The 14,075-nt window shown below is 37.6% G+C and carries 8 protein-coding genes; 3 read left to right on the forward strand and 5 right to left on the reverse strand.

Translation table 11 applies throughout. The annotated features are described in order from the left end of the window. Positions 1 to 50 precede the first annotated feature (50 nt). From ACR2MV_RS09540 to ACR2MV_RS09560, 5 genes are all read right to left on the reverse strand, one after another. On the reverse strand, positions 51 to 1,913 hold the full coding sequence (locus ACR2MV_RS09540) for a glycoside hydrolase family 13 protein (protein ID WP_434021683.1): 1,863 nt from the start codon (positions 1,911 to 1,913) through the stop codon (positions 51 to 53). A gap of 14 nt (positions 1,914 to 1,927) precedes the next feature. After that, a complete protein-coding gene (locus ACR2MV_RS09545) occupies positions 1,928 to 4,231 on the reverse strand; it encodes a glycoside hydrolase family 65 protein (RefSeq protein ID WP_434021684.1) in 2,304 nt (767 codons plus the stop codon). 10 nt (positions 4,232 to 4,241) lie between these two features. Beyond that, positions 4,242 to 4,895, reverse strand: coding sequence for a beta-phosphoglucomutase (gene pgmB, locus ACR2MV_RS09550; protein ID WP_434021685.1), 654 nt, complete (start codon positions 4,893 to 4,895; stop codon positions 4,242 to 4,244). A gap of 8 nt (positions 4,896 to 4,903) precedes the next feature. Continuing rightward, entirely contained in the window at positions 4,904 to 6,253 is a 1,350-nt protein-coding gene (locus ACR2MV_RS09555) for an MFS transporter (protein ID WP_434021686.1), read from the reverse strand. A 191-nt stretch (positions 6,254 to 6,444) separates the two neighbouring features. After that, a complete protein-coding gene (locus tag ACR2MV_RS09560; protein ID WP_434021687.1) occupies positions 6,445 to 7,485 on the reverse strand; it encodes a LacI family DNA-binding transcriptional regulator in 1,041 nt (346 codons plus the stop codon). Positions 7,486 to 7,890: 405 nt separating this feature from the next. Between ACR2MV_RS09560 and ACR2MV_RS09565 the strand changes: the two genes are divergently transcribed. From ACR2MV_RS09565 to ACR2MV_RS09575, 3 genes are read left to right on the forward strand one after another with little or no spacing between them, the layout of a single operon-like run. After that, positions 7,891 to 10,794, forward strand: coding sequence for a SusC/RagA family TonB-linked outer membrane protein (locus tag ACR2MV_RS09565; protein ID WP_434021688.1), 2,904 nt, complete (start codon positions 7,891 to 7,893; stop codon positions 10,792 to 10,794). A gap of 11 nt (positions 10,795 to 10,805) precedes the next feature. After that, the gene (locus ACR2MV_RS09570) at positions 10,806 to 12,716 is read left to right on the forward strand and encodes a RagB/SusD family nutrient uptake outer membrane protein (RefSeq protein WP_434021689.1); all 1,911 of its coding nucleotides are present in this window, start codon (positions 10,806 to 10,808) and stop codon (positions 12,714 to 12,716) included. Positions 12,717 to 12,735: 19 nt separating this feature from the next. Next, positions 12,736 to 14,046 (forward strand): SusE domain-containing protein, encoded by a 1,311-nt coding sequence (locus tag ACR2MV_RS09575; protein WP_434021690.1) that lies wholly within the window; start codon positions 12,736 to 12,738, stop codon positions 14,044 to 14,046. Positions 14,047 to 14,075 lie beyond the last annotated feature (29 nt).

Consider the following 14,075-nt stretch of genomic DNA (forward strand, 5'->3'; position numbering starts at 1 on the left):
GGCAATATAAAATAGTGAAGAACCATTTTGAACTTCTGTTAATAGACATCCTAATCGAGAGTAGATAAAATAATAGCTCCTTTTTTTTCCAGGGTTAACTGATCCTTCCAAATAATTTTCTCATTGGTGATGATATTTTGAAGTTGCCTGTCCTCCAAGCCCATTTCTTTAAAATTGTGCAGATCTAAATTATAGGGCTCGTCATTTTTGTTCAAAATGACTGCAACGATAGCATCGTCTTTAATTCTAAAGAGTAAATAAACTCCATCTTTTGGTGAAAAATGAATCGTGCGGCCTTCATGTATTACCGGACTGTTTTTTCTAAACTGCAATAAGGTCTTTAAGTAAAGCTGCATATCCTTTTGTTCGGAATTCAGTCCTTCACCTGTAAAAGCATTTACAGTATCACCTTCCCAACCACCGGGGAAATCAGTTCTAATTAATCCATGATCTCCGGGTTTGGCAGAATTCTGCATTAGTATTTCGGTCCCGTAATATAGTTGAGGAATCCTTGGAAGCGTTAACAAATAGGCCATGGCCATTTTGGTCAATACAGGATCTTCATTCAATTGTGTATGGATACGATCCATATCATGATTGTCTGGAAATATCATAATGTCCTTCGGACTTGGATAATGAAAGTCATTGGCCAAGCCTTCATATATTTTAACCAGCCCTTTATCCCATTTTTCTTCTTCAATCAGTGCTTCCACAATTTTACGCTGCATAGGAAAATCCATACTTGATCTCAAGTTTGATTCATACCCATCATGGTTTTTTGCGCCTTGTTGCCAATAACCTACCAACAAAGGATTATAACTCCATTCTTCTCCAACGATGCTGAAATTCGGATACTCCTTCATGATGGCACCCGCCCAGTTCGACATAAATATTTTATCAGGATAAGGATAGGTGTCTTGTCTGATTCCTCCTAATTGTGCTGTCTCTATCCACCAGATACTATTTTGAATAAGATAGGTTGCCATATAAGGGTTGTTTTGGTTTAAATCCGGCATTGAGTCTACAAACCAACCATCAGTCATACCAATGGCATCTATTTTGGAAGCATAAAGATCTTGATTGGTAGTTCTGCGATGATTTGAATAAATTGTTTTTTCACCAGCTTCAAATGTAGATTGGTGGTTCACCCAATCTTCAAATGGGAGGTCCTTCATCCACCAATGCTCAAGTCCACAATGATTGGCCACCTGATCCATGATTAGTTTTACTCCTTTCTCCCTGGCTTTGGCTGATAAATCCACATAGTCTTCTAAACTACCAAATCTAGGGTCGATCTCATAAAGATCCGTAATGGCATAGCCATGATAGGAATAGCTATCCATATCATTAATCAGCAAAGGACAAGACCAGATAGCGGTGAAGCCCATATTAGAAATGTAATCAATATGTGTACTGATGCCTTTGATATCACCTCCATGTCGTGCATAGTCACTTTTGCGGTCAATGGCGGTTTCCCGGAGTCCATTGACGATATCATTGGAAGGGTCGGCATTGGCAAACCGATCCGGTGTGATAAGATAAATTACATCCGAACTATCAAAACCGATATAGTCTATGCCGGCTTTTTCCCTTTCTTTTAACTCGTAGGTGTATTTGATCTTTTTCTTTCCTTTTACGTCAAAAACAATTGTGAAGCTCCCCGGTTTCGTCTCAGGACCAATGGTGAGATCAAGGAATAGATAATTAGGACTTTTAGCTTTGGATACTTTCTTAAGAGCGACTCCAGGATAGTTTATCTCTGGAGTATACACCGAAATTTCCTGTCCTTTTATCAATAACTGTACCTCTGAATTTTCAAATCCTACCCACCAATTTGGCGGTTCAACTCTTTCAATTTGCGACATAGCCGCCGTGCTACATAAAAGCAATAAAAAAAAGACTATTTGTTTCATTGTTACAGGTTTTTTTAGAGAATCACCAGGTCCGTATTTTGAATGGTAACCGTTTTGTTTGAGACAATTATATCAATAGGTGTATCAGATTCGTTATAGAATTTACAACCTTCATGATTTTTGAACACCTTGATTGTATGGTCTCTATACTTGATCTTAAAAGAATATGATTTCCAGTTTTTTGGAATAATTGGATCGAACGATAAAGTATTGTCAAAATTTCTCATGCCTCCAAAACCTTGAACAATGGAAAGCCAGGTTCCAGCCATACTCGTGATATGAAGACCTTCATGAACTTCATGATTATAGTCGTCCAGGTCGAGCCTGGAAGTTCTCAGGTACATTTCGTAGGCTTTTTCAGTACGTTCTAATTTTGCGGCCAGGATGGAATGTACACAAGGAGATAGTGACGATTCGTGAACTGTTAGCGGCTCGTAGAAATCAAAATGCTTTTTTATGGCTTCTTGATCAAATAGGTTTTCAAAGAAATAAAAACCCTGCAACACATCCGCTTGCTTTATATAGGGAGATCTTAAAATTCGATCCCAGGACCATTTTTGATTGATCGGCCTTTCGGCTTTTGGTAACTGATCAACAGGAACAAGTTCTTTATCTAAAAAGCCATCTTGTTGCAAATACACACCGTGCTTTTCACTGAATGGGAAATACATATTTTCTGCAACGTTTTCCCATACCTTTGATTCAGTTTCAAGTAGCTGAACCTTTTTAGTGATTCTTATAAAATCTTCCGGATAATCCTCCTTGAGTATTTCAATGTTTTCCAGCGCGTATTCCAGACACCATTTTGCCAGGTAATTTGTATACCAGTTGTTATTGACATTATTTTCATACTCATTTGGTCCGGTAACGCCCAGGATCACAAATTTTTCTTTGTCTTCTGAAAAAGTAGCACGCTGACTCCAGAACCTGGCAATGGCAATGATCACCTCCAAACCGTGGGAGGCCATATAATCCAAGTCGCCGCTATAATTTACATAGTTGTAAATAGCATATACCATGGCACCATTTCTGTGTATTTCTTCAAATGTAATTTCCCATTCATTATGGCATTCTTCGCCGTTCATAGTAACCATTGGATATAAAGCAGCTCCGTTTGTAAAACCTAATTTTTCGGCATTCTCAATGGCCTTATCCAATTGATTGTACCTGTAGATTAAAAGATTTCGTGCCACGTCCTTGTCTTTAGTACTCATATAAAATGGAATACAATAAGCTTCCGTATCCCAGTAAGTACTTCCTCCATATTTCTCGCCGGTAAAACCTTTGGGTCCAATATTGAGTCTTGAATCTTCTCCTGAATAAGTTTGATTTAACTGAAATATGTTAAATCTGATGGCTTGTTGAGCCTTGATATCTCCTGATATCATAATATCAGCCGTATCCCATATTTTGTCCCAGGCTTTTTGTTGTTTTTCGAGTAAAACATCAAAGCCCAGTTCCGCAGCTTCATTTAATCGTCGCTTTGAGACATTAAAAAGTTCAGCATCTGGATGATTCATAGATTGGGTATACCCTCCGTATTTTACGATAGAAAAAGTATCCCCGCTATTGACTTCGGTTTTATAGCTGTTGCTTATTTTTTTGTCAGATACTTCTGACTCTTTATCGATGTTGATGATATAGTCATTCAGTTCGAACTCGATCTTCATACCAGTGTAAACCAGAAATCCGGTTTTTAAGGTTTTTGAAAGAATATAGGCTTCATTCTCCTCTTCCTTTTTGTCCAGAATTTCCCAAAAGAACTCATCATAATTGGAGTCTTCATTGACAATTCCGGCGTCTATATAAGGAGTAAACTCTACTTCTCCCTGAAAATTAATTGGAGTGACACTGTATCGGATGACTCCAACTTCCTGAATGCTCATGCTGAGAAATCGAACAGATTCAATTTTGACCATATCACTATTGTCAAATTCAGCGATAAATGATCGCTTTAAGACGCCATTTCTCATGTCCAGTTCCCTGCTGAAATCAATTACTTTACAGGTATTTAAATCTAATGTAGTTCCATTGATTTTTACCCCTATTCCAATCCAGTTTGGTGCATTCAATACCTTCGCGAAATATTCAGGATATCCGTTTTTCCACCATCCTACACGGGTTTTGTCAGGATAATAGATACCTCCGATATAACTTCCCTGAAACGTTTCTCCACTGTACTGTTCTTCGAAATTTGCACGTTGCCCCATGGCACCGTTCCCTAAACTGAAAATACTCTCTGAGGCAGTAACATTTTCTTTATCAAACCCTTCCTCAATAATTTTCCATTCGTCGGGTTTTATATAATTTAAATTCATAGTTTTTGGTTTAATCAATCAACTTCTGTATAAAATCAATAGTTAATTCACTTGTATCATTCAATATATAATTTGCGTCCTGGAGCACTTTTTCATCTCCAATACCTATACTTAGCATATTTGCTTTATTTGCAGCCTCTATACCTGCCTGGGCATCCTCAATAACAATGCAATTTTCTGGATCAACACCTAGCTTCTGAGCTGCGATCAGAAAAACTTCGGGATCAGGTTTGGCTGTGCTCACATCATTGCCATCTACAATAGCATCGAATAGATCCAGGAGTTCCAGTGTCTCAAGAATGAGTCGAGCATTCTTACTGGCTGAACCCAGTGAAAAAGGAACTTTATTTAATTTTAAATAATGTAACAGGTCATCAATCCCAGGCAGGATCTCAGAATGATCCATCTCAGCAATATATTCCAGGTATTGATTGTTTTTCTCAATTAATAATTTTGTTTTTTCTTCTTCTTCCAGACTCACATTACCAAGATCGAGCAGGATTTCAAGAGATCTTACTCTGCTCACTCCTTTGAGTTGTTCGTTTTGAGCTTCTGTAAAATCAAACCCTAATTGAATGGCCAGTTCTCTCCATGCTAAATAGTGATATTTGGCAGTATCCACAATCACTCCATCCAAATCAAATATTATGGCTTTTTTACTCATTTTTTTAATTATGTATTTTTTATAATTACTTCGTCATCAACGTCTTTTACTTTAGAAACTAAGGCTGCAGCGATCAAAAAAGAAACTCCACTGATCACCAAGGCATAAATAGGATTCCCATCGTATACATATTTTACAATCGGACCACCGATCAGGGCATTTATTATTTGTGGAACTACAATGAAAAAATTAAATATTCCCATGTAAACTCCCATTTTTCGCGGAGGAATTGATCCGGCAAGAATGGCATAGGGCATGGCTAAAATACTCGCCCATGCAATACCTATTCCAAACATTGAAAGAATCAACCAATTTTCGTCTGGTGCAAAATAAATTGAAATAAGTCCGATACCTCCGATAATTAAGGAAAGCGCATGCGTCTTTTTTCGACCAACTTTTTTTGCAATCGCCGGTAAAAAGAACGCATAAACTGCTGATACCGCATTGTAAACACCAAATAATATTCCTACCCAATCACCTGCATTTTGATAGGTTGTACTATGGGTGTCATCTAGTGACAGACCATATACATGGTGCGCTATGGCCGGGGTAGAAAATACCCACATGCCGAAGAGACCGAACCAGGAAAAAAACTGAACCCAGCTCAATTGTCTCATTGTCGTGGGCATGTTTTTAAAATCAGTGAAAATATTCAAGAGACTGGATTCTTCAATCACTTCCTCCTCGATGGCTCCATTAATCAGTTCCATTTCTTCCGGGGAATATTCTTTTGTAGTAAACACAGTGATTAAAATACTAATGATAAGCACGGCAGCTCCAATAATAAAGGAAAGCATCAAACTCAATGGTACTTTTCCTGGAGCAGCAGTGTTTTCTATACCAACCCAATTGGTCAAAACATATGGCAACCAGGATCCAATAACAGCACCGATACCAATCAGCACCGTTTGAACACTAAAGCCTAAGGTTCGCTGGTCACTTGGCAGCACATCGGCAACCAAGGCTCTGAAGGGTTCCATGGCCACATTAAACGAGGCATCCATAATCATCAGCATTCCGGCACCAACCCATAAAGCAGGCATAAATGCAGTAAACATATCTGCATTAGGCATCAATATTAAGCCAAAAGAAGCCAATACGGCTCCGGTTAAAAAGAAAGGTCTTCTTCGTCCGAGTCTGGTCCATGTTTTATCACTGTAGTATCCAATAATGGGTTGAACGATTAATCCTGTTAAGGGAGCAACAATCCAAAACCACGATAATTCATGAACATCAGCACCAAATATTTGTAATACCCTTGAGGCATTTGCATTTTGAAGGGCAAACCCCATTTGGATACCTAGAAAACCAAAACTTAGATTCCAGATTTCCCAAAAACTGAGACGTCTTTTTTCCATAATTTATTTTATTAATTGATGAATTGAAATTATTTACACAGTAATATAGTCATATGGGTCATCCAAGCCAAACATACCGAAAAATAAAATCTTAAAAGACTGCACTAATAGCTGCCCTTAGTTTGTGAAGAATTAAATAATTAGCAAGTCGTGAAATATTTACTAATAGTCAACAAATATATAAAATAAATTTATAATTTTTGAAATTGAACTTTTTTAGTTGAATCTCTAACAGTAAGATCAGTTTTTATCAAATTTGTTTTATGTTGATAAACAGTATCTTGAGAGTCAATTTCGTCCAATAAAAGTTCACAGGATTTACGACCCATGGTTCTCCCATGCTGAGCCACTGTTGTTAAAGAAGGCGTAGTGAATTCTGAAATTAATCCATCAGTAAATCCAATTACTTCGATATCATCCGGAATTTTATACCCGTATTTCCCGGCGACTTTCAAAAATGTTGCTGCATAGATTTCATTCACAGCAAAAATACCATCGGGTACATTTCCGCTTTCAAAAAGGACCGACAACTGTTCTTCAATGGGTAATTTGTCGTCAATTTTGATGATCAATTCGGGTTTAACCTCTAATTTATTATCTTCCAGGGCCTTTAAATATCCTTCTCTTCTATCATTTCCAACAGTCACATAATCAGGTGTCGTCAGCAATGCAATATTGGTGCAGCCATTTTTAATGAGCTGTTCTGTAGCTAAAATTGCCCCACCTTTGTCATCTGCAATCACCTTGCTGCATGGAATTTCATCCACTACTCTGTCGAACATAACAAGAGGAATACCATTGTTGATCAATTCAGTAAAATGAGTATAATCATCTTTTTCCTCAGTTTCTTTGGCCACAGAGGCGATGATTCCGTCCACCACACCACTTGCCAGCATTTCAAGGTTTAAAACCTCTTTTTCATAAGATTCATTAGACAAGCAAATCATCACATTATAGCCCTTGTCATTGGCTAATTTTTCGATGCCTGTAATGACCGTTGTAAAAAAGTGATGGACAATTTCAGGAATGATGACCCCGATTGTTTTGGTATTCTGATTTCGTAGGTTGAGTGCTAAACTATTTGGCTTGTAATGGTAGTATTTTGCAAAGGCCTGAATCCTATCTTTTAGTTCTGTACTGATCTCATGACTATCCTTCAGAGCTTTAGATACGGTTGATATGGAAACGCCAAATTCTTTGGCTATTTTTTTAAGAGTTATCTTTTGTTTCATATCAATGCAAAGATGGAATTATCCCAGTTCGAGACTTCGTTTATATTCAGGTTCACTTAAAAATTTATGGGGGTTAATTCTGTTCATAAAAGTAGTCAATTTTTATAATTGAAAAAAATATTTAAAACGCAAGTTGTCGATTACACATTTAGAACCTCTTTTTTTAACAAATTATTAATTTTTGGAACCGAAAATCTGAAATTCCTAACGTTTATGGGCATTCATCCAAATTCACTCTAACGTTTTCGTAATTAAACTTATTAACACGAAAACGTTTTCGTAATAATTTAGAGCCTCAAAATTTATGTTAAATTGGTGTTAACAAAGTAACTTCGTCGGGTGAAATATTAAATAAATAGCAAGTTTAATTACAAATCATTATGCTTAATAACTAAATTCATTTTTATGAAAAAAATTAGACAATTAGTCTTTGCGATTTTGTTTTTATTACCATTTATGATGTCCGCTCAGGATGTCGTTAAGGGTAATGTAAAAGATGACCAAGGAATAGATCTTCCCGGAGTATCTGTTATGGTAAAAGGTACTACACAGGGAACGGCGACAGACTTTGACGGAAACTTTGAAATAGAAGTAGCCGCAGACGCAATTTTAGTTTTTTCTTATGTTGGTTATTCCAATATAGAAGTTGCAGCTTCTGCCAGTGGGCAGGTAGTGATGCAGGAATCAGCTGAGAGCTTAGATGAAGTTGTACTTATTGGTTATGGACAAACAACCAAAAAGGATGCAACGGGTGCAGTAGAAAAAGTAAGTGAAAAAGAATTTAACGTGGGAGCCATTGCTTCACCTGAACAATTAATTACAGGTAAAACTGCCGGTGTGAATGTTACACCTCCAAGTGGTAGACCCGGTGAATCAGGTACCGTTAAGATTCGTGGTGGTATATCTTCTTTTAGCAATACCAGCCCGCTATATGTAATTGATGGAGTGCCAATCGACCAGAAAGGTCCTGCACTAAATTCCATCAATCCAAATGACATTGAAAGTTTCAACATTTTAAAAGATGCCTCGGCAACAGCTATTTATGGATCGAGAGCAACAAACGGTGTTATCATCATTACGACGAAGTCAGGAAGAATGAATTCTGATTTTAGAGTTGAGTTTGACACTAAATTCTCAGTTGGATCAAAAATGAATACAGTTGATGTGTTGAATACACAGGAATACAGAGCAACTGTGAACAGACTTGGAAACGACGATGCGATTGCCAAGTTAACGGATGACAGTACGAACTGGCAAGAAGAAATTTATCAGACTGCCTTAGGAACGGATAATAACCTTATTATTTCTGAAGGTTTTGACAATAGTTCTTATAGAATTGCATTCGGATATACCTATCAGCAAGGTATTTTAAAGACCAATGATTTCACAAGACCAGGTCTTTCTATGAACTTCAAGCAAAACTTGTTTGACAATTCGTTGAAAATGGATTTCAACATTCGTGGATCTTGGGTGACAGATAATTTTGCAGACGACGGTGCTATTGGTGGATCAGTATCATTTGATCCTACAAAACCAATTTACAGCGGACAACCTGAATTTGGAGGATATTGGGAATGGTTAAATGATGACGGTAGTGTGAACACGTTAGCTCCAAGAAACCCGGTAGGTCAATTAATGCAAAATACAAATAAAGCCAACACTGAGAGATATCTTGGAAATGCTAAATTTGATTATAAATTTGGATTCCTGGATGGTTTAAACGTTGTAGTTAACCTTGGATTTGATTATTCTGAGGTAAAAGGTCAGTTTATTGTTCCTGCTGAATCTGCAAGTGGATTCAACGATAATGGATCAGTAAGAGATTATACTGAATTGAAGAGAAATACCTTAGCAGATATTTATTTGAACTATGTAAATACTTTTAACGAAAAGCACAAACTTGATATTATGGTGGGTCATTCGTTTCAGGATTTTTACAGAGAGAACACCAATGTGACTCAGGATGGTTTAGGTAGCCCTGCAACAGGAAACCTTGGAACTGTATCTTTGAATGCACTTCAGTCTTTATTCACGAGGGTAAACTATACTTTCAATAATAAATATTTGGTAACAGGAACTTTCCGTCGAGATGGTTCTTCAAGATTTGCTCCTGAAAACAGATGGGCAAACTTCTTTTCCGGAGCTTTGGCCTGGAGTATTTCAGAAGAAGATTTTCTTAGAGATTCAGAAGCGGTTTCTACACTTAAATTGAGGTTAGGATTTGGTCAGACGGGTCAACAGGAAATAGATAAAGATTTTGGTTACTTGCCAATTTATACTCCTGGAGACGCTGGTGTAAGATATCCATTTGGATCTGAATACCACTATACCTTAAGACCAGAAGGTTATGACAAGAATATCAAATGGGAGGAATCTGACACGTATAACGTAGGACTTGATTATGGTTTCATGAATGATGCAATCAGTGGTTCGATCGAATACTTTAGAAGAGAGTCTTCAGATATTTTGAGTACAATTGCTCCTCCTGCAGGATCAAATTTAACAAACAATTTATATACCAACATTGGAGATCTTTCAAGTCAGGGTGTTGAATTTACCTTAAATGCTGATATTTTCCAAAGAGAAAACTTCACATGGAATGTAAACTTCAACGGAACTTGGTTGACCAATGAAATTAAGAAGTTGAATAATGTTGAGGATCCAGAATCTCCAGGTATTGCGCAAGGAGGAATCAGCGGTGGTGTTGGTAATACAATTCAAACGCATAAAGTAGGACATCCACAATTTTCTTACCTTGTATACGAACAGGTATACGATGAATCAGGAGCTCCTTTAGAAGGTGTTTATGTGGATCAAAATTCAGATGGTGTTATCAACGACAGCGACAAGAGAATTTATAAGAGCCCGAACCCAGATTATTTATTTGGATTCTCATCTTATATGAATTATAAGAATTTTGATTTCTCATTTACTTTGAGAGCATCTTTAGGAAACTATGCGTATAATAACGTAAGCTCTTCAAGAGGTTACTACGGAGCTGTTTATGAATTAGAATCGTTGAGAAACGTTCATTCCTCAGTTCTTGAGACAAATTTCGATACGCAGCAGCTTTGGTCTGACTACTACATCCAAGATGCATCTTTCTTAAAAATGGACAATATTTCCTTAGGGTATACTTTCCAGGATTTAAAAGAAGGAGAAGTTGGATTGAGATTATTTACAACTGTTCAGAACGTCTTTACGGTGACTGAATATGATGGATTAGATCCGGAAATTTTCGGAGGTATAGATAATAATTTTTATCCAAGACCAAGAATTTTCACTCTTGGATTAAATGTTAACTTTTAAAAGCATCAATGATGAAGATATTTAAAAATTTAAAATTTAAAGTAGGATTTGTTGCTTTAATGCTTGCCATGGGATTTGTTTCTTGTGAAGATGCATTAAACAAACAACCTGTGACTGAACTAACAGAGAGCCAGGCTTTTGAAGATCCTGAAGCATATACTGAGTTTTTAGCAAGAGTTTATGCAGGGCTTGCAGTTAGTGGACAAGAAGGACCCGCTGGTAGACCTGATATTCAGGGAATCGATGAAGGATTCTCGAATTACTTGCGTCAATTCTGGAAACACCAGGAATTGAACACAGATGAGGCAATAATTGCCTGGAATGACGGAACTATTCATGACCTGCACAACCACGTGTGGACCTCAGGTAATGAGTTCATTAGAGCGATGTATGATAGAATTTACTTTCAGATTGGAATTTCTAATCAATTCTTAAGAGAAACTACAGATGCGAAGCTTGACGAAAGAGGAGTAGATGGAGCCTTAAGAGCTGAAATTCAAATTTTTAAGGCAGAGGCTCGTTTTATGAGGGCATTAAGTTATTGGCACGCGATTGATTTTTATGGGAACATACCATTTGTAACTGAAGAGGATCCTGTGGGAAATTTCTTTCCAGAACAAAAAGACAGAACGTTTGTATTTGACTTTATTGTAGCTGAATTAAATGCTATCGAACCAAATATGATTGGTGCTCGTCAGAATGATTACGGGAGAGCAGACCAGGGAGCCACCTGGATGTTATTGGCCAAATTGTATTTGAATTCACAGGTGTATACTGGTGTTGACAGATCTTCTGAAGCGATGGACAATATCATGAAAGTGATCAATGCCGGATACAGTTTAACAGATACTTATACAGATCTTTTCTTAGCGGATAATGATATCAATGGTTCTGAGAATGAGATTATTTTCCCAATTCGATTTGACGGATTGAATACCACAGGATATGGTGGAACAACCTTCTTGACACATGCGCCTGTAGGTGGAAAAATGAATGCTGCTGATTTTGGAATCAACGGTGGATGGGGTGGTATCAGAACCACGAAGAACTTTGTTTTCCAGTTTGATACAGGTGTAGATCTTGACGATTTAAACAATGCTATCGGACCTGCTTCTAAATGGGGCTTGGTTGGATCAGCTACAACAAATGGCTGGGATGGTCCGGATATGATTATGTACGAATCAGGTACAGATCAATACGGCATCTTTGCACAATTAGTTGCAGGAGAAATGAAGTTTAGATTTGACAATGACTGGGGTGTAAATCTTGGAGATAATGATTCAGATGGGTCATTGGAACCGGGAGGAGCAAATATCGTTGTCGCTGAAGATGGTGGTTATTTCATCTCATTAAATGCAGCAAACAATACCTACACGATGACAGAAGTAGGGGATTCAAGAGCTAATTTCTTCACAGAAGATCAAACATTGGAGATTGAAGATCCTTTCAACTTCTCAAATGGATATGCTGTAGAGAAATTTAGAAATCTGGATGTAAACGGAAATCAAGGGTCAGATGCTTCGGGTGATTTTGTTGATATTGACTTTCCAATGTTCCGTTTAGCAGATGCTTATTTAATGTATGCTGAAGCCTTTTTAAGAGGTGGTGGTGGTAGCGCAAGTGAAGCAGCTATGTATGTTAATATGTTAAGAGAAAGAGCCTATGGTAGTCCTGCAGGAAATATCGATGCTACGGATTTAACATTGGATTTTATACTTGATGAAAGATCAAGAGAATTACACTGGGAAGGTCACAGAAGAACTGACTTGATTCGTTTTAATCAATTCACTGAAAACGGTGTTTGGCCTTGGAAAGGTGGTATTATGGAAGGAAAAACAACGGAGAAATACAGAGATGTGTATCCAATTCCTTCATCAGATATAATTGCCAACCCTACGTTGACGCAAAACGAAGGTTACTAATTTAAAATATAGATATATCATGAAAAAATATATGAATAAAATATTGTTTTTACTGACCTTCGCTGTGTTGATAGTGGGTTGTGAAAAGGAGGACATTGTTGTAATCAATGAAGATTTCAACACCACTGTAAGCCTTGACAATAACGACATCATTCTTGAAGAATCCAATGAGGGCCAGAATGCACTTACTGTGACTTGGAGTCAACCGGATTTCGGGTATAATGCCGCAGCAGAGTATAATGTGATGTTCGATCTTGCTTCAGGTGATTTTTCAAATCCTGAAACAGTTTCAGCAGGATCTGCGCTTGAGAAATCTTTTAATACAGAAGATTTAAACAAGGTATTATTAAATCTTGGTGCTGAGCCTGGAACTGCAACTCAATTGCAGGTAAAAGTTGACATTATTATGTCCAAGCAGTACAGAAAAGCTTCGGAAGCTTCCAGCCTTACAGCAACAGCTTATTCTGGTGTACTTGACTTGACAACTCCTTGGGGTGTTGTTGGTAGTGCAACTCCAAATGGATGGGGTGACGGACCTGATACGCCTTTCTATAAGACGGATGCAGCGGGTGTTTATGTGGCCTATATTACGATGATTGACGGAGAATGGAAAATCAGAAAAGATAATGACTGGGCTGTCAATTATGGATCAGATGCTAACGATGGTACTTTGCAAGAAGGTGGTGGAAATATTCCAGTAACTGCCGGCTCGTACAAGATCTTATTTGATGAGGAAAATTTGACATACACAATCGAAGCTTTCAGCTGGGGATTGGTTGGAAGTGCTACGCCAAACGGTTGGGACGGACCTGATTTCCCATTGGATTATGATTCTTGTTCAGATACCTGGAAAGCGGTTGTTAAATTAAATGATGGTGAATGGAAGATTCGTCAGAATAACGATTGGGCCGTGAATTATGGTTCGGATGGTGCTGATGGAAATTTACAAGCAGGTGGAGGAAACATTCCGGTTACTTTAGGGTATTATCAGATAATCGTCGACTTTAACGCCTCTACGTATACTATTGAAAAAACAGATATTTACGGGGTAGTTGGTTCTGGATATAATGATTGGGGAGCAACACCAGATTTCCCTTTCACACCAGATTACTGTAATGAAGGTATTTACTATGCGAATAATGTGACCTTGGTTGATGGCGAAATCAAATTCCGTGTGAATAATGATTGGGGTGTTAACTATGGAGATACTGGATTAGATGGGATTTTAGAAGAAGGAGGAGATAACATTCCTTCGGTGGCAGGTGTTTATGATATCATGCTTGACTTTAGTAATCCTAGCGTTCCTACTTATACTATGACGAAGAAATAAATTGATTGTTAGTACTAAAAAGGGCTGTT

Source organism: Lutimonas sp. (assembly GCF_051011215.1).
In the GTDB taxonomy this organism is placed as follows: domain Bacteria; phylum Bacteroidota; class Bacteroidia; order Flavobacteriales; family Flavobacteriaceae; genus Lutimonas.